The sequence below is a fragment of the Dyadobacter sp. SRI_021 genome (assembly GCF_057586235.1).
In genome coordinates this window covers 106,038-124,201 of record NZ_JBYCZM010000010.1, presented here as the reverse complement: position 1 = coordinate 124,201, position 18,164 = coordinate 106,038, and the positions used below count along the sequence as shown (strand labels likewise).

The following is an 18,164-nucleotide window of genomic DNA, read 5'->3' as shown; positions in this document are numbered from 1 at the left end:
TTTTTGACTTTATACGCACTACAAAGAAAACCCTGCAAACGATTAATTTGCAGGGTTTTGCTATTAAAGACTTCGGTCAATCAATGCCAGGTAGCCTTCGCTGCCATGTGGATAAAATAAACACCGGCGGGCAGCGATCGGAAGTCTTTCCGAATCATGAGCCAGGGGATACTTGTTTGATAAGATGCAATCGTTGGAAGCTACCGATTGGCCTTCTCCATATCGAGCAACCACTGTTTGCGCCATACCCCGCCGCCGTAGCCCGTCAGGTTGCCATCTGCTCCTATGACCCTGTGACAAGGTACCAGAATGGATATTTTGTTCATGCCGTTGGCATTCGCTACCGCTCGCACCGCATTGGGGCTCGTGATCATCGCGGCTTGCTGTTGGTAGCTCCGGGTTTCGCCGTAGGGTACGGCCTGCAATGCTTGCCAGACTTTGTTTTGAAAGGCGGAGCCCACCGTGAGCATCGGGACAGAAAACGCCTTTCTTGCTCCCGCAAAATACTCCCTAAGCTCCTTCTCCAGCAATGCGAGATGCTCATTTCTTCCCTGTACGATCATTGCATTCAGGGATTTTGAGAGAAAACGGAATTCGGTTTCCAGCATTTTCCGGTCTGTGAATTCCAATAGACACAAACCTTCTTTTGTGGCGCAGGCAAACATAGTACCCAAAGGCGTTTCCAGCCTTGTCAGGTCTATCACTCGCTGTAACTTTCCTCTTGCGGGTGAAAACCCGAAAATACTCTTAAAGGATTCCCCGAAACCGCTAAGGGAATCAAACCCGGAATCAAATGCTGCGGTAGTGACAGATTGCCCCTGCTGAATATGCTTGAAAGCGGAATTGATCCGGTACATGCGCTGGTAGGCATGAAAGGTCATCCGATGATTTTTCAGAAACCAACGCCTGACTGCATTCGGTTCAAGGCCGCGGACGAGCAGATCCGCATCCTTGAATTTTAAGGCGGGGTCGCCAGTCAGTTCATCCAGGAGCGAGCGAATGGTTTCCGGCGTCTGTTGCGAATGTTCCAGCGGCCGGCAGACCTTGCAAGGCCGATACCCTCTTTGAAATGCCTCTTTTGTAGAAAAAACAAATTCAACGTTTTCCATTTTTGGTTTCCGGGCTGTGCAGGTCGGACGACAAAAAATACCTGTGGTTTTCACAGCAGTAAAGAAAATGCCTTCAAATTGGCTATCCTTTTCAATAATAGCCTGATACATCCTTTCCTTTGAAAGATTCATAGAGCCGTTTTTTTAATTGATAGCCAAAATTAGCGTGGTTGCGAACCGGCAGGCAACCGGAAAATTGACAAGTATTTTCCGGTAAACATCAAATCAATACATTACATAGTGTCGTCTGGTAACATTATCCTCTCTTTTGTATTTTAATTTCGATATTTAGAAATCAAAACCTCATTTATCAGTTTCATAACTTATCCATGAAAAAAATTCTATTGCTTTTTTTCCTGCTGCATCCTGTTGTCGGCACCTTTTCCCAATCTAAAATCCAGCTTACTGTCAATGACCTGCAAACCGGCATTGATTTCAGGACGAATACGCCGCTGAAAGGGCGCGAAATTGGCTTTGGAATACCCGTTTACCGCCTTCACCTGCTCCCCGACGAGTCCTTTGCGATAATGCTCCGCGAAAAAAAACCGGGCAAACAAATGTGGACGATGAAAGGTAACCTGTTGGTATTCGACCCTGCCAGCGGGCAGCCCAGGTGGCAGAAAAAATTCAAATATGCGCAAAGCCAGCTACTCCTGGACGGCAATGTAATGCTCCAACAGCGAGGTAACAAACTGGAAAGGATCAACACCGACAATGGCTTGCCGCTGTGGACTTCGAAGGGTATCGCTTTCAAAGTTTTTCCAGAGCTCGACCGCGCGCTTTGCTACAACTTCCAGGATGGCGGCTTCAAAGTCATGCAGGGCATTGATCTCGAAAATGGCCGATCGGTCTGGCACAGGTACGTACCGGGCACTTACGGCTGGCAAGATCTGCAAATGCTGGACGATGAAACGGCGCTGATCAAGTCGTCGGGCCTCCATTTGGTCAGGATTACCGATGGAGAGGGCTGGTCTGTGGACCGCGTCTCGCATTCCGAAAAGGTAGATATGAAACGGGTAGGGCTTGCGGTACTCACGGGCGTGGCATTAGGTGCGGCAAGCGGCGCCATGAGCGGCGGCGCATACTACGCCTATGGGATACCTTACGGCGGAAATTCCTACATGAACCTTTTCCTGGACATTTGCTCCAATCCGGTTTTCAATAAAGACACCGTTTTCTTCGCCGCGAAGAACAAAATCAGCTGCCATTCGCTGGATGGCAAAACCATCTGGTCCACTGATCTGAACGAGAAGCAAACCAGTAAATCGCATTTGTTGAGGGAAGGCGGTGTCCTGTATATGATCAATACGGGGTATGCGATGAAGTACGGTAGTCCGGCGCGTTTCGGTACGCCGTTTATTGCAGCGTTCGATGCAGCCACAGGCCGGCAGCTTTTCATGAAGGTTTGGGACGAGCGCAAAAGTTACTTCACGGACTATATGATCCAGGACCGCGACCTGTACCTCTTGTACCGCGATAAGCTCGAAGTCCACGAATTTTCGCCCGACGGGTTGACGCAAAAAAACAGGATAGAAATGCCTGACGGCAATGAAATGCATTCGTTCGTATCGGACGATTTATTCGCAAAAAAAGATTCAGCCTGCTTGCAGTTAAGTCTCGACCGCGAACATTATTATATCCGCTCGGAAGCCGGTGACATTCTGAAATTCAACAATGATTTTGTACTTGTCGAAAAAGTAGACAAAAGTATCCTGTACCAGAATTACTTCGAAAATGCAGACTTCCGGTTTGTGGGTAACCAGAAAGAAACATTCGTCGTCGATAAAATCGGCAATTTACCGGTAGCTCGCTGCGAAATCCCGGTTTACGCATCGCGCTTTGGGACGAAGTTTTACTATCGAAAGTCCAACCTCAATATCGCGGAAATGGATATGCGTCCGTTCATGAGCGTGTTCGGCAGGCCAGAATAATTTGCCGCAAGACCCATCCGGCCTGCCGACCTTTTGTGTCGACGGGCCGGGGATTTCCTATTGGTATTCAGGCTATTTCCAGTAGAAGGTCGCGACTGCACTGGGATCAATCGTATAGTTGAACTGATTTTCGCCAAATACAACCGTGAATTTGCTGTTATCCGCTCCCTGGTTCAGCACTACCAGTACTTTCGAACCGTCGGGATTGAGAAATGCAACGTGTTCCAGCTTCGTCGAAGCACTCAACCGGCCTGATTCCACGCGGAATGCGCCTGGCCGGACGAATTTAGACATATGCGCAATCGTGTAATATTCAACGTTTTTTGTCACGCTGCCATCGGAAGCGATTGTAACTACACCCCGGCAGTTATCGCATCCTTTGTTTTTGGGGCCGTCGTTTTCGTCGAGCGCGATGTTCCAGAGCAAAGCATTTTTTGACCAGTTGTTGGCCGTTCCGATAAAAATATTGGACATGTTCCATTTCAGGTTGTCGGAGAAATTGACAGCCCAGCGCCCGCCCGATATTTCGGTGAAATACAATCCTTTATCGGGAAATTTGTCGTGCACCTCGCTCATGGCGGCTACATTTCCCCCATAAGCATGAAATGCCGATCCCGCCACGTACTGGCTGGCCTGCGGATCATTCAGAATCGAGATCGGGTATCCCGGCCTGTCCCAGTTATGGTCGTACAGCAGGATTTTCGTTTTAATCGCTTTTGATTTAAAAAGCGGTCCCAAATGCTGTTTGATAAAGAGGCCCTGCGCTGCCGAATCCATGCTCATGGACGGATAGGCCGCCTGATGTAACGGCTCATTCTGCACCGAAATCGCGTCGATCGCAATGCCTTCCTTTTTATAAGCATCCAGGTATTTCACGAAATAATCGGCATATACCTCATACCACTCGGGTTTGAGGCTTCCGCCAGCCAGTTTCCCGCTCGTTTTCATCCATGCCGGCGCCGACCAGGGCGTTGCCATAATCCGGATGGCCGGTTGCAAGCCCACGACTGATTTCAGCACCGGTATCAGGTCCGTCTGGTCTTTGGCAACGGAGAATTGGGCTAATGCGGGGTCTGTCTGGCCTGCCGGCAGATCGTTGTACGTAAAATCTTCCAGCGAGAAGTCCGAAGCCCCCATGGTAATGCGCAGATAGCTGATCCCGATGCCGTTTTGCGGGTCAAAAAAGTCTTTAAGGAGCTTTTCGCGTTGTGATGCATTCAGTTTTTGATTGATCAAATAGGCGGAAGAACCGGTCAGCGCCGCTCCAAAACCTTCCATTTCCTGCAATTTGGCCGAAAAATCAATGTTGATCAGGTTCGGGGAAGGCGCTCCGGTGCCTGCTTTTATAATGGAAAGCCCATTTTCGTTCTTGAATAATTTACTTTGCTGACCATTCGTAACCCAAACCGCTACCTTGTTTGCCGAGGTCGTATCGGTGGGTCTGGGGTTGTCGTTTGCCGGCGTTTCGGCCGAGCAGCTCGTTAACGCAAAGGTCAGGCCGGCGACCGTCGCCATCAGAATTTCTTTCATAAGTTGAGTTAAAAAAGAAGTCATGCCGGGACGCCGGCATGACTGTACATTATTTTCTAGTAACCTTTATTTTGGGTCAGGTTTGCGTTTTTATCGATCTCTCCCTGCGGTATCGGCCATACCAGCCTGTTTTCAGTCAATTTGTAATTCAGACTATTACCCGCGCCATCTTTCACCGCTTCCATTACCGGCACTACCCTGCCCGTCCGCAGCAGATCATACCAGCGCTGCCCTTCAAATGCGAGCTCCAACCGCCGCTCCTTTTCAATGGCCAGCCGCATGGCCGCCTGATCTGCCGCCGGCGTCGCCGCCAGTTTCGCCCGGGTCCTGATCTGGTTCACCAACGCACGCGCACCCGCCAGATCGCCGGTTTCGTTCAGAGCTTCCGCTTTCAAAAGGAGTACGTCGGCCAGGCGGTACATGATGATATTCTGCGAGGCGTCAGTATTGCGCATTTTATAAGCGAATGGAAACTTAGTCAGCGCCCAGTATTTATCCGACCATTTGCCGGTTACGTTGGCCGTGTAAATCGTCGATGCCTTGCGTACAACGTCTTTCTCATCGTCAAAAGCTTTCACCAGGTCATTGGACGGCGTATTGAATTTTTTCCAGTCGGTCCCGTAGAACATGGACGAGCCCCAGTTCCCGCCGGTTGACCAATCCTGGAAATTCAACTCAAAAATGGCTTCTGCACTGTTTTCATGTTTGCCGTCCCACAAATCCTCGAAATTGGGCATAAGCGTGTAACCCAATGCGATCACCTTGTCGGCATGCTCTTTCACCTTTGCCCAGTCCTTGCGGGTAGCATACACCTTGGCCTGTAAGGTGTACACGGCGCCGGGGGTTACCGTCATTTTGTTCGGTCCGGATTTCGGCACAGCGGGAGCCGCTTCGTCGAGGTCTTTCAGGATTTGCGCGTAAACCTGCTCCGCTGTGCTCCTGGCGGGGTAAAGCTGACCGTATATTTCCTCTACATTTTCAGAAGTAATGGTAGGCAGCTCGTCCACTACCAATGGTACGTCGCCAAAAATCCGCACGAGGTCAAAATAAGCCCGCGCGCGAATGAACTTCGCCTCGCCGACGATCTGCGCCTTCCGGGCAGCTGACAACGATGCATCGGTGACCTTAGGTACATTGGCGATGATCGAGTTGGCGCTCGCGACATGGTTGTACAAATACCGCCAATCCCTGGCCGCAACCGCATTGGTAGACAGAATCCTGAACTCGTCCACCTCAAACCAGGCCGCATTGTCTGCCCCGGCATAGGAGTTGTCCGACTGCCCGTCTCCCAGGATGAAGTAATCCATCACATAATATTCCGCCGAGCCGTTCTTGAAAATCGCGTAGCTCCCCGCCAGGGCGGCCTCGGCGCTGGCCGCGTCTTTGATCGTGGAACCCGCCGTACCGCTACCGCTTTCCCCTACCACGGTTTGAGAAACCGGCTGTAAATCCAATTGGTCCTGGCACGCAGACAGCAGTATCGACGCGCCGAGTACCCATGCTATATAATTAGTCTTTTTCATAAAATCCCTGAATTAAAACGAAACATTAAGACCTGCTACGAATGCGCGGGACACCGGGTAGGTTCCGTAGTCGATACCCAGGGTAGCACCGCTGGACGTAAACGCATTCACCTCAGGATCAAACCCTTTGTATTTGGTGATGGTAAACAGGTTTTGCGCCGTGAGGTAAACGGACGCCCTGCTCAGCTTGATCTTTCCGGCAAATTCCTTGCTGAGCGCATAAGAAATCGTCGCGCTTTTCATTCTCAGAAAAGATGCGTTCTCCACAAACCGGGAGGAAATCAGTGAGTTGTTGACGTTGCCATCGGTAGCCCGCGGAATATCGGTGATATCTCCGGATTGTTTCCAGCGTCTCAATACTTCGGTCGACTGGTTTTTGCTGTCATACATTCCCTCCGTTTCCAGCCTCGAAGCATTAAATGCCTTGTTACCCTGCGAACCCTGGAAGAGGAACGACAAACTGAAATTCTTGTAGGTGAGGTTGTTGTTCATCCCGTAGGTGAATTTCGGCTGGGCCGATCCCAGGACAGTGCGGTCCGAGGGCGAGAACGCGCCGTCGCCATTAACATCGCGGTAAATCATGTCGCCGGTTTCGGGATTCACGCCGTCCGCAATGTATCCGTAGAAAGTGCCCAGCGAGGCGCCTTCCTGCAAAATGACGATCTGGTCGCTCCGGCCCTCAACATCGGCGTAGCGGTAGATCTTGCTCAGCTGCAACTCGGTGATTTTGTTACGGTTGAATGCGATATTAAAATCGGTCGTCCATTGAAAGTCAGCTTTATCGAAATTGACGGTCGATAAAACGAATTCAAGCCCCTTGTTTTCCAATTTTCCGGAATTGCGCGGCATGTAGGTGTAGCCGCTCGTATTGGGTAACGGCACATTGAGCAGCAGGTCATTGGTCTTTTTCAAATAGGCGTCCGCCGTGAAAGTGACGCGGCCCTGCAACATGCTCAGATCGATCCCGATGTTGGTCTGCGTGGTCGTTTCCCATTTCAGGTCAGGATTAGGCGCGTACGTGGGCGGCGTTACGGCCGGGCCCGAAGGCGGGGTCGTAGGCGTGCGGCGCGTATAGGAATTGAGGCCGTAGGAGGCATAATTCGCGAGACCTTCCTGGTTACCGTTCTGGCCCCAGCCGCCGCGCAGTTTCAGATCGTTGATCACCTTCACATCCTGCATGAACGGCTCGGCGGAAATACGCCACCCGGCGGATACCGACGGGAAAAAGCCCCATTGGTTGCCCTTCGCCAGTTTCGACGAACCATCCGCCCGGAAATTGGCCGTGATCAGGTACTTGCTATCGAAATTGTACATCAGGCGTCCCAGGTACGAGTTCAGGAACCATTCGGATTGCTCGGTATACGCTTCCGTAATCTCGTTCGCTGCGTTCATCGTTTTCACGACGCCGTCCGCAGGGAAGTCCCGGCCTGCCATATAAGCGTTATTCCAGTTGTTTTTCTGAACGGTCGTCCCCGCCAGTGCCGAGAACTCATGTTTTTCCCACTTCTTCTCGTAGTTCACGGTGTTTTCCCAAAGGTAGGTAAATGAGTTGCTGCGGGTGGCATTACCGAGCCCGTGGGTACTGCCGTTGGCCCCCCAGCCTTCGGTAGTCCGGTAGGGATCGAGGTAGTAATCGTTGGTATGATTCATGAAATCGATCCCGAAATTGGAGCGCAACACCAGTCCTTTCGCCAGCGTCAGGTCGCCGGCCACATTACCGAAAATGCGGTTGTCGCGGGCGACCTGCGTCGGCCCGAACATCGCTGCAAGCGGGTTGTCCCAGCCTGCTTTAAGCGGATTAGTGGAGAAAATAGTACCCCTGATTGAATCCTGGGAGTAAATACCCATGGTCGGCGGAGCGCCTAATGCTCCCAGTACCACTGCATTACGGCCCGCATTGTTGTTGTCCTTCACGTCCCTGACCTTCGCGTTGGCATAGCTGACATTGGTCGTCAGCTTAAACCAGCTTTTGATCTGGTTATCGAGGTTCATACGGAACGAATACCGCCGGTAGCTCGCCGGCTGGATAATGCCCTTGTCCTGGGTGATCGCACCCGAAACGAAATACCGGTTTTTGTCGGTACCACCCGAAAAATTGAGCTGGTAGTTCTGATTATGCCCGGTAGTGAAAACCTCCTTGTTCCAGTCGGTGGTTTCACTGCCCACCGTCACATTGTGGCCCATTTCATTCATCAGGTCGGCATATTGCTGCGGGTTCAGGACCTCGATCTTCTTCGCGATGTTCGAAATGCCGTAATAAGCTGCAAAATTCACTTGCGACTGATTGGCCTTCCCGCGTTTAGTCGTCACGATCACCACGCCATTGGATGCCCTGGCACCGTAAATGGCTGCCGAGGAGGCATCTTTCAGCACCTGAATGCTTTCGATATCGTTGACGTTCAGGTCGCGCGTGTCCATCGTAGGCACACCATCGACCACATACAACGGCTCGTTGCCCGCCTGCACGGACGTAGCCCCGCGCACACGTATGGATAATGCGCTGCCAGGCTTGCCCGAGGGCTGCGTAACCTGCACACCCGCGGCCTTACCCTGTAATGCTTGCGCCGCCTGCAAAATAGGCCGCTCTTCGATATCCTTCGTATCCACTGACGCAATGGAGGTCGTAACGTCGCCACGCTTTTGCGTGCCATAGCCGATCACGACCACCTCGTTCAGCGTTTTCAGATCGCCGCCGAGCGTCACATCGATTTGCGTCCGGTTGCCCACTGCAATTTCCTGCGTTTCGTAACCGATGAATGAGATCACCAGCACGGACTGCCCGTTGGGCACGCCGATCGAATAGTTTCCGTCTACATCTGTCACAGTACCTGATTGCGTCCCCTTCACCAAAACGCTCGCGCCGGGCAAGGTCTGGTTTTGCTGATCCCTGATCACACCTTTCACGACAATCTCCTGCGCATTCGCCAGGCTTGCTACCGCGAAAATCATGGCAATGAACATCGTAATTCTCTTTCCCATAGAGTGTTAATGCATTATTGGTAATTAATCTGATAAATTCTTGGACAATTCCATGGGGTCAAAGTTAGGTATACTTTGAGAAAATCAATAGCAAAAAATGAATGTAATCTCCTGTAATATAGACACTTATGAATATTTTGATACGGTTTAAACCCGTAGTAAAAAAGGAGCGATTTATCTGATTTACAAGCAGTGACGAAGGCTCTCGCACACTGGCGGGGTATAGGACTGATACGCCTGCAAACCGCCGCTTTCCGGTTAAAAAAAGTGCACGATTTTACCTAAACCTGGAAAAATATGCGGGAGACCTCGCGGGCGCAGTTCGTCTCAGACCGCTTCAAGGGGGTGTTCCAACACCAGCAGGCTCCAACCTTCGCCGGATTTGGAAGCGGCGATCTCTTTGCGGCGGTCATGCATTACTTTTTTGATCCTGCTTGCGTAAGCCCAGCAAGTGCTCTGCCGGATGGAGAGGATTTCAGACAGCTTATGGGAAGAGATTTTCCCCTTGGTTGTATACATCAAAAACACCATGTAGAATGCCTTATTAATCGGAATGCGCGTGTTCTGAAAAATGGTGTGCGCGATTACCGACTCATCATAGTCGCATTTGGCGCACCTGCGGCTGTACGGCGAATGCCCGTGAAAGAAGTGGTCGTGGCCGCATTTGCGGCATTCGTAACGATCGTTCTCCGTATCGTTGCCCCACTTCATTCCCGCCAGGAACCGGAAGCAGCTCTCGTTGTCGGGGTAGATCTTGCTGAACTCCTCAAAATCCACTTCCGTGGACATGACGCGGGCTTGCGTCACTTTCACTACATTGGTGTGCAGGACCTCATTATCTTTTTCGAGCAACAGGTTCATTTGAAGGATTTCTTCCTTCTGCTTCTGCAACAGTTCGTTTACCTGGGTCAGCTCCTGGTTTTGCGCCTCAATGATCGCCGACTTTTCCACGACCTCGCGCGTCCGCTCCGCGACCTCGGCTTCAAGCCTGACATTCAGTGAGTCTTTCAGCTTTTCATTGAGCTTCATCTGGTGAATCATCTGTCTCTGCGCCTTATCCTTCTTCTTTTTCAGGATACTCACCTTGTCGCCGATCGCGAACGAGAGAAAGATCATTTCGATGACGAAACAGATACTCAGGCTGTAATAGGTAACCACCCCGAAGTTCAGGCCATCCACGTGCAGCATCAGCAACAATTTATGAATGAAACCCAGCGAAAGAAAGCTATACCCCAACACAAAAAAACGCGCCGGATGATACCCTTGCCGGTAAATATGGATGCCCGTGTAAAAAGCCACAGCAAGCGGCACCAACTCTACAAACTTATAGCTGAACCAGTTGGTATCTACGACAAAGCAGGCCACAAAAAAGATTGTCCGCAGCACCATCACCAGGATAATGAAGCGGTCCAGGGCAGGTGCCTTTTTATGGGTATAAAGCAATGTCCTGGTAAACTGCAAGGCGAAAATGCTGATCCCGTATAACGCAATACCGTAAGCATATTGGTTCCATTCGGGCGCATTGGGCCACAGGTACTGGTAGGCGATACCATCCACACACATCTCGAAAAGCCCTACACATAAATTATACAAGACATAATACAGGTACTGCACCTGCCGGACCGCGACGTACATCATCAGGTTGTAGAAACTGAAAACCAGCACCATACCATAAAATATCCCGAAAATAAAATACTCGTCCAGCGCATAGGCAATGAACCGGTTGACCGATCTCAGTACGATAATTGCGTCGGCTGTCTGATGTGATTTTACGCGGAAGTAGTAGGTGCCGTCAAAGGCTGTGTCGTTGGCGATATTCAATTCAAAGTTCTTGTGCGCATATTCCCGGTTACCAAACGGCAGCTTGTCGCCCATTCGCCGCACGCTGTATCCGCCTTTTCCATCCGGTAAATAGGCGGTGATGTCGTCGATTGTCTGGTCGAAGAATTCCAGCACCCAGTTTTTGCGACTTTCGGGATTGTGGCGGATCTTTATCCGGAACCAGTAGGTTGATTTCAGGTGGTAATTTTGGGGCGTATTTGCCGGACTCTTTACAAAATGCTCGTTTAGAGGCGAAGACAGCACTTGCGAAAAGGTATAAGAACCCGCCGTATCTTCCAGATACTGGATTTCTTCCCCTACAAACATATGTTGATCCTGCCAGTCGACGATTTCCCTGGCAGGTTGGGAAAATACGCCTGTAACGCCGATCAGGGAAATCAGAAGGGTAATTCCAATCCGCTTGATCAAATTCAGAAAGACAGCAATATGTAAGAATAGGGGTTTGATCACCGTACCGCTTTCTTTCAAAGTTAACAGATTACACCCTACACGGTCAAAAAATTTTATCCACTTTTCAATGGCCTAATTGCTCGCACGCCCGGAAGGCGTTTTCTTTTCGACACGTATTAACCTTCATTTTGTCACGTATACAAAACAACGTCCCCCTATTTGAACAACTCAAATACTCCTTTGGCGATCGGCTCGCTCACGGAAATAACCATTTGAAAGCTTATTTCAACGCCAGGGCAATAAATAAGTCGTCGACGGTAAAAAGTTGGTGACTTATTTATTTCAGAGTGCTATCTTTAATGCCCGGATCTCTGTTTCCAACCCTCTGTCTTTCTGTGTTATCAAACTTAAAATTGCATTGAAATACCTTCTACCTGCCGTTCTATTCCTGTTTTTAACCTTTTCTGCACACGCGCAAATACCCGTTGACTTCCAGTTTTGTACCGGCACCGGCGAGCTCTGCGTAACCCCCAGCGACTCGACGTACGAACTTTGTCTTACCCTCAAACCCGGTTTTTGTGATTCGAAAGAATATGAAATCAGGTGGGGCGATGGCAACACGGAGCGCGTTTCGCTGACTGCCGAAAAGAAAGCCATGCACGTTTATGACCTCAGGCAGTTCGCCAAAAATTGCAGTGCTGCCGAAATTGAATACAACTTCAATATTCGCGCCGTGAGCTGCGGGAATGATAATAAGGGTTATCTGCTGATATTCAAGAAAAGACCGGAAGCAAGGCCGGTGATCGACGCAGCTTGCGCAGGTGCTGCCGTGACGATCCGGAACGAGAGCTGCCCCACCTACGGCGTCGACTTTTTATGGGAATTCAGCGATGGCCGGACGAGTACCGACACCTATCCGTACCTTTCTTTTACAGACCCTACCAAAACCTACAAAGTAAAACTGACAGCTACTTCCAAGGTTTGCGGCACCAGTACGGCCGAGACCGAGTTTAAACTCGCCAAACCGCCTGTTCCGGATTTTAAAGTCTCCGGTGTATCGGTCATTGAAAAAGACACAGTTGTGTGTTTATCAAGCGGCGGCATCATCGATCTCGACGGTAGCATTTCACAGGACGAGTCGGGCTACGGTTGGGAGATTGAGGGTGGAAAATTCAGTTATCAGAACAATACCAAGCCTAATGCCGCGGCCATCAAAATCAAGCTGGAAGAGGCTAAGGAGTATACCATTACGCTAACCGTCAACAACAGTTGCGGTAACAGGAAGATTACCAGAAAGTACAAGGTCATCAGCACCATAGCACCATCCATCACTCCGCAGCCGGATGTGTGTGAAGAAATAGCCTACAAGATAGCCAATCCTATCCCCGGTGCCGTTTATACCATGAATGGCACCCCGTTCTCGCCCGGCCAGGAGGTTCCTCTCAAATTTGCTTCCGCGCCATACATTGTGGTGGCCAAAGTCCAGAACGCCTGCGGCACGCAAATAGCCAGCGATACTTTCAGCGTTTCCCCGGCTCAACCGGTAAAAATCTTATCCATTCCCAAAGACACCCTTATCTGTACAAGCTCCGGGCGCATTTTACTTACCGCCAACCTGCCAGGCGGCGAGTGGAGCGGAGGTGCCGTCGAAACCGTTAACGGGCAAAGTTTCTTTATTCCCAAAACACCCGGCAGTTTCAATATCACGTACACCCGCGGTACGGGCAAATGCGTGATGACGACATCCGTGAAGGTGTCTGTCGAAGGGATTGAGGCCACCGCCGACAATAAATCCATCTGCGAAGGAACGGCCTGGATCAAGCTCTCCGGCACCCCGGCGGGCGGCCAATGGGCAACCGCTTCCTGCTCTGGCTGTATTAAAGGAGACACCCTCTTTACCGCCGGATTATCAGGCAATGAATTTGATATCCGGTACTCCGTTGCCAGCAAGACCGGTTGCAGGGCGGAGGCACAGGCAAAGGTAACGATGGGCAGCCCCAAAGCAGAGTTCTCCCTTCAAGACGGTTGCGCAGGGCAGGCTTTTAAGCCTGTCAACACGTCGTTGCGGGCAGAAGCCTACGTGTGGATGGTCAATAATCAAATCGTTGCCAACGAGGCGAACCCGGAACTTCAATTGTCTCCCGGCAAACAAACCATCGCACTTGTCGCACGCGCAGGTGCTTGTGCCGACACGCTCATCCGGGAGATTACCATTACACGTCCGCCAGCGAAAATCAGTTTTACACCCAGCGTAACAGCCGGCTGCGCACCTTTAAATGTGTCCTTCAATGTGAGCGGCAATGCCGAACCTGGTATCGAATATGTTTGGAAAGTAAATGGGCAGACTGTTTTCAAGGGATTCCAGCTTGCAGCCAGATTACTTGAAAATACGAGCAGAAAAGATTCCGTCTACCAAATCAGCGTCGCGGCCGACAATGCCTGCGGAGGCCAAACCGATGTGAAGGAAGTGACTGTCCGGCCAGGCACAGTCGCCGAGATCGGCGTCGATTCGACAATGCTTAGGTGCACACCTGCTTCGCTCCTGTTTTCCAACCGGTCCACCGGCCACGACAAAAAAACGTCGGTATGGTCGTTTGGCGACGGAACCACGCTGGCATCCGCCAACGATACGCTATCCCACCTCTTTTCGGCGAAGGACAGCGCCAGAACTTACATTGTCAGACTGAAAGTCACCGGCGAATGCGGAGCCGACAATGACTCGGTGGCTATCCGTGTGTACCCCAGCACCGTGAAAGCACTGTATACCATTTCCAAATCGGAAGTATGTCCGGGTGAGGTTGTACAGTTCAAAGATGCTTCGGTTCCAAAGCCGGTCCGCTGGCTATGGCGATTCGGCGACGGAACCATTGCAACCACCGCTAATCCCACGCATACATTTTCGAAAAGCAAAAGCGAGTACAAAGTGACGCTGATCGCATTCACCGACTGCGGCTCCGACTCTACCCAGTTAACGATCAAAACAACAGAATCGCCCTCAGGAACCTTTGAGAGCCCCGCCATTGCCTGCAACAACTCATCGGTAAAGTTTGCCAATCAATCACCTCCGGAGATCGGATTTGTGTGGGACTTCGGGGATGGCAGTGCGCTGGATTCGCTGAACCACTCGCCAGAACACCTGTTTCCAGGCACGGGGACCTATCAGGTAACATTGAGTGTATTCCGTAAAACCCAGGCTTGCAAGGTAGTTGCTAAAAAAACTGCGGTAACCGTCGTTTCCCCCGCCAAAGCCGATTTTGGCTTCGCCGGCGACTCACTGTTCTGCGCGCCCGGCCCGGTAGTCATCCGCAACCATTCCGAACCGGCCGACCAATATCTGTGGTATTTCAGTGACGGACGAACAGCCGAAACGCGGGAGCCGGCCCTCCCCTTTGAACCAGGCACATACGGTGTCAAATTGGTTACGATAAAAGGCGGGGTTTGCCTGGATTCGACTGAGCGCGCAGCTGCATTTGTCGTCCGGGAATGCCAGGTAGACATCCCGCAGGCATTTACGCCTAACGGCGATGGCCACGGCGACCGCTACACGTTGTTCGGGGCGGGGATCAGCAGAATTGGTCTTTTGCGGATCCGCAACCGGTGGGGAGAAATTGTCTTTGAAATGAAAGATGTACAGCCCGGCAGCCAGCAGCCGGGCGAATCCTGGGACGGGACTTTCGGCGGCAAGGAAATGCCTGCCGACATGTACGTTTACGAAGCCGAAATACGCTATATCGACAAGAAAAAATCCGGGAAGCTACGGGGGAACATTTACCTGACCCGCTGACATTTATGAAAACAATGCTACTTTTCACGGGCGTGATTTATTGCCTGTGCAGTTCTGTCCGGGCACAGTCACCGCAATTTTCCCAATTTTACGCGAACCCTGTTTATGCCAACCCGGCACTTGCCGGAGATGCCGGAACGCCCCGTCTGATCGCCAACTATCGCAATCAATGGGCAACCGTTGGCACCGCATTTCAAACGGCTGCTTTCTCGTTCGACACTTATGCCGAGGACCTGCAAATCGGCCTGGGCGTTCAGGTGCTTCACGACCAGCGCGGCAGTGCTCTGAAAAGTGATCAACTCTCCGGCCAGTTTTCGAAATTGGTGTACCTCGACGGCCAAAAGGAACTCCGGCTGATCGGCGGTGTCCAGGCTGCCTGGGCATTAAACCGATGGAACGGGGCCGACCTTACCTATGTTTCCGATTTCCTGGGCAGCCCGGATCCGCTCTCCGGAAATGCCATCCAGCAAAACCGGTTTACTTTGTCGGTCGGCGGCATTCTTGAATACGTACCCAGGCATGAAGACTATGCTTCCTACTGGATCAGCGGAGCATGGCACAATATGGGCATCAATAGCCCTGTCAGCATCGACCATCAGCGGATCAACATTCAGCTCGGCTCCAAAATCCCCATCGGCATCCCGGCTTTGTTCGGCAACAACCTCGGCAGCGACCTGAGCCGGGAAAGCGCGCTGAACCTGGGAATGCAGGTCAGAAAACAGGGAAGCTCGCGGCAGCTCGATGCCGGCTTTAATATGATCTTTTCGCCTTTGGTACTGGGCGTTTGGTACCGCGGGATGATCTGGGGAGACACTCGGCGCGACGCGCTCATCGGTACTGCCGGATGGGCATATGGCAATATACTTTTCCAGGCCAGTTACGACCTTCCCGTGTCGTCCCTCGGCCTGGATACCGGGGCACTGGAAGTGTCGATTTGGTATGGCGTAGACGCCCTGTTCCGTTTCGCCGGCAAAAGAACGACTGATCGCAGGGCACGTAAATGCCTTCGTTACTGAAAACGGAATGCGGTGGCCAAGATACGCTACCGGCAGCAATGACTCATACTCAGCTGTTACTTGCCTTCCGCCGGCGCATTTACAAACTCCTCTTTTTCCATAGCGATCTGATTTCCCCAGAGTAGTTCGGTTGGTAAGCGGGTCATCCTTTCCCTGCCTTCAAATTACTCCGTATCCGGAACGATTTTTGTAAGCCCGTGCAGCTCACAAAATCTGTTGCTGATGCTTACTACCCTATTCCGACGGCTGCGGCCAGGCACAACCTGCAAATTACTTTTGATAGCGTGCCTGCCTTATTTTGGCGACCAAAACGTGATACTTCGGGGGGAGACAATAGCCCCTGGACTGGACCAGGGTAACTTCGACTGGCACGGATTTAATGCATACTCGACGCTTTAATTTACACTTCTCACTATTAACCAAGCTTCCAATGAAAATCGTCAGCACAACCAACCATGCCCGAATTGATTATCTGACAGGGTTGTTCTTCATGTCGTCGCCCTGGATTCTAGGCTTTAAAGAATCTGTTGCAGCCACCTGGATTATGTTGCTGGTTGGTTTGGCAGCAATAATCATGTCGCTTTTTACCAACTACGAAGGCGGTATGGTCCGAAGCATCCCCATGCGCATACATTTAACCGTCGACATCTTCATGGCAGCATTTCTGGCGTCATCGCCCTGGCTGTTCGGCTTTGCTGAGCAAGTGTTTCTGCCCCAGCTGATGATGGGCCTTTTCCAGGTGCTGATCAGCCTTGTGACATCTAAACATCCCGCCGAGCAGCATTCGGAAAGGGTTGTTGACCGGCAATAATAACCACTTATGAACGACTCCGACTTGTACCTGGGCACCAGCGGCATTTTGCTGCCCTATAAAAATCAAACGCAATACCCACCCGAATTTGAGGGAAGAAGCAGGTTGCAGGTCTATGGACACTTCTTTAATTCCCTGGAAGTCAACTCCATATTCTATAAACTCCCCCGGCCCGCAACGGTCGCCCATTGGAGCGAATCGGTGCCGGAGACATTTCGGTTTACATTTAAATTATCGAAGCAAATCACGCACAACCCTGGATTGAATTTCCATCCGGAAGATATTACCGCTTTCACAGAAACCATCCAGGCGGCAGGAAACAAATGCGGCTGCATTCTGATACAGTTCCCGCCGTCGGTCAAATTCAATTTGTTCGGGCGATTGGCTGACTTACTTTCGGCCGTAAAGGAAGGAACCGCAGACCAATGGCCATTAGCCGTTGAATTCAGAGACCGGTCGTGGTATCGGCAGGAAAGCTACGACCTGCTCGATGAATTCGGATTGCCAATGGTGTACCATGACAAAGCTGGTAGCCAATCCCCACAGCCGGCGCTTGACTCGGATGTCGTCTACCTGCGGTTCCATGGCCCGGACGGCAATTACCGCGGCAGCTACGATCCTGGCCTCCTTTATGAGTATGCGGGATACGTATCGGGCTGGCGCCAGGCCGGGAAAACGGTTTACGTGTATTTCAACAACACAGCCGGTAATGCTTTAGCTAACCTTCAAACCATGCAAACCTATCTTGAGGATTTCGATTAGCAGACTGCACCGGCTGGGTTTTTGCCTTTGATGCCAGAATCCGCTGAGTTAAAACCAACGATGAAATACATGCGCGGCTTCAAGTCTTACTAAAAATAAAGCAGGACTAAAAGCCCTGCCTATCCTCTGCCTAACTAAATTAAAAATGTCATAAATCCGGGTGTTGCCGTGCTCGTGCCCATCGTTCTGTTTCAATTCTGAGCTGTGCCGGTCTATTTCTGCCGGTGGAATCGGCCAGATATTGACACCCGGCAGGGACCTGGCACCAATGGCTGAGCAACAATGCCCGATCTTCGAAGTCGACGGTTTTTCATGACGAACTTGAAGCTAAATAAGCTTATAAAGAAAATTCCGGGCAGTTGTCGCAACCCAAAGGGCACAGCATAACCACCCACTCGTGGACTGTATCGAAACACGGAGGTCCGCCAACCGAACCTGTGGGAATCCAGTAAATAGAGCTCGGGTTAATATTTTACAATACTATATT

General features: G+C 51.2%; 10 protein-coding genes. 5 read left to right on the top strand and 5 right to left on the bottom strand.

Annotated features, from left to right (window positions below):
* Positions 1-200: 200 nt before the first annotated feature.
* Positions 201-1,220 (bottom strand): bifunctional transcriptional activator/DNA repair enzyme AdaA, encoded by a 1,020-nt coding sequence (locus AC2YIT_RS25805; protein ID WP_430847708.1) that lies wholly within the window; start codon positions 1,218-1,220, stop codon positions 201-203.
* A 218-nt stretch (positions 1,221-1,438) separates the two neighbouring features.
* On the opposite strand from AC2YIT_RS25805, the gene AC2YIT_RS25800 reads away from it, so the two are divergent.
* A complete protein-coding gene (locus AC2YIT_RS25800; RefSeq protein ID WP_487281116.1) occupies positions 1,439-3,040 on the top strand; it encodes an outer membrane protein assembly factor BamB family protein in 1,602 nt (533 codons plus the stop codon).
* 72 nt (positions 3,041-3,112) lie between these two features.
* Here the strand turns inward: AC2YIT_RS25800 and AC2YIT_RS25795 are convergent, their stop codons facing one another.
* The 4 genes from AC2YIT_RS25795 to AC2YIT_RS25780 all read right to left on the bottom strand — a co-directional run bounded on the left by AC2YIT_RS25795 (position 3,113) and on the right by AC2YIT_RS25780 (position 11,322).
* Positions 3,113-4,570 carry a glycoside hydrolase family 30 protein gene (locus AC2YIT_RS25795; protein ID WP_487281115.1) on the bottom strand — a complete coding sequence of 486 codons (1,458 nt, stop codon included), beginning with the start codon at positions 4,568-4,570 and terminating at the stop codon, positions 3,113-3,115.
* Between the two features lie 56 nt (positions 4,571-4,626).
* Complete coding sequence (locus AC2YIT_RS25790) at positions 4,627-6,093, bottom strand: RagB/SusD family nutrient uptake outer membrane protein (protein WP_487281114.1); 1,467 nt, start codon at positions 6,091-6,093, stop codon at positions 4,627-4,629.
* A gap of 12 nt (positions 6,094-6,105) precedes the next feature.
* Entirely contained in the window at positions 6,106-9,072 is a 2,967-nt protein-coding gene (locus AC2YIT_RS25785; RefSeq protein ID WP_487281113.1) for a SusC/RagA family TonB-linked outer membrane protein, read from the bottom strand.
* Positions 9,073-9,399: 327 nt separating this feature from the next.
* Positions 9,400-11,322: a 7TM diverse intracellular signaling domain-containing protein gene (locus tag AC2YIT_RS25780; RefSeq protein WP_487281112.1), complete on the bottom strand. Its 1,923-nt coding sequence runs from the start codon at positions 11,320-11,322 to the stop codon at positions 9,400-9,402.
* Between the two features lie 400 nt (positions 11,323-11,722).
* Here AC2YIT_RS25780 and AC2YIT_RS25775 point away from each other — a divergent pair, with 400 nt between their 5' ends.
* The 4 genes from AC2YIT_RS25775 (at position 11,723) to AC2YIT_RS25760 (ending at position 17,677) form a co-directional block, all read left to right on the top strand.
* The gene (locus AC2YIT_RS25775; protein ID WP_487281111.1) at positions 11,723-15,088 is read left to right on the top strand and encodes a PKD domain-containing protein; all 3,366 of its coding nucleotides are present in this window, start codon (positions 11,723-11,725) and stop codon (positions 15,086-15,088) included.
* Between the two features lie 5 nt (positions 15,089-15,093).
* Entirely contained in the window at positions 15,094-16,104 is a 1,011-nt protein-coding gene (locus tag AC2YIT_RS25770) for a PorP/SprF family type IX secretion system membrane protein (protein WP_487281110.1), read from the top strand.
* Positions 16,105-16,534: 430 nt separating this feature from the next.
* Positions 16,535-16,915 carry an SPW repeat protein gene (locus AC2YIT_RS25765; protein WP_487281109.1) on the top strand — a complete coding sequence of 127 codons (381 nt, stop codon included), beginning with the start codon at positions 16,535-16,537 and terminating at the stop codon, positions 16,913-16,915.
* Between the two features lie 9 nt (positions 16,916-16,924).
* Positions 16,925-17,677, top strand: a complete 753-nt coding sequence (locus AC2YIT_RS25760) for a DUF72 domain-containing protein (RefSeq protein ID WP_487281108.1) — start codon at positions 16,925-16,927, stop codon at positions 17,675-17,677.
* Positions 17,678-18,164 lie beyond the last annotated feature (487 nt).

What these genes read in the sequence shown, in the direction of transcription:
- AC2YIT_RS25805 (WP_430847708.1), bottom strand. Translation starts at nt 1,220, where the DNA reads ATGTATCAGGCTATTATTGAAAAGGATAGCCAATTTGAAGGCATTTTC.
- AC2YIT_RS25800 (WP_487281116.1), top strand. Translation starts at nt 1,439, where the DNA reads ATGAAAAAAATTCTATTGCTTTTTTTCCTGCTGCATCCTGTTGTCGGC.
- AC2YIT_RS25795 (WP_487281115.1), bottom strand. Translation starts at nt 4,570, where the DNA reads ATGAAAGAAATTCTGATGGCGACGGTCGCCGGCCTGACCTTTGCGTTA.
- AC2YIT_RS25790 (WP_487281114.1), bottom strand. Translation starts at nt 6,093, where the DNA reads ATGAAAAAGACTAATTATATAGCATGGGTACTCGGCGCGTCGATACTG.
- AC2YIT_RS25785 (WP_487281113.1), bottom strand. Translation starts at nt 9,072, where the DNA reads ATGGGAAAGAGAATTACGATGTTCATTGCCATGATTTTCGCGGTAGCA.
- AC2YIT_RS25770 (WP_487281110.1), top strand. Translation starts at nt 15,094, where the DNA reads ATGAAAACAATGCTACTTTTCACGGGCGTGATTTATTGCCTGTGCAGT.
- AC2YIT_RS25765 (WP_487281109.1), top strand. Translation starts at nt 16,535, where the DNA reads ATGAAAATCGTCAGCACAACCAACCATGCCCGAATTGATTATCTGACA.
- AC2YIT_RS25760 (WP_487281108.1), top strand. Translation starts at nt 16,925, where the DNA reads ATGAACGACTCCGACTTGTACCTGGGCACCAGCGGCATTTTGCTGCCC.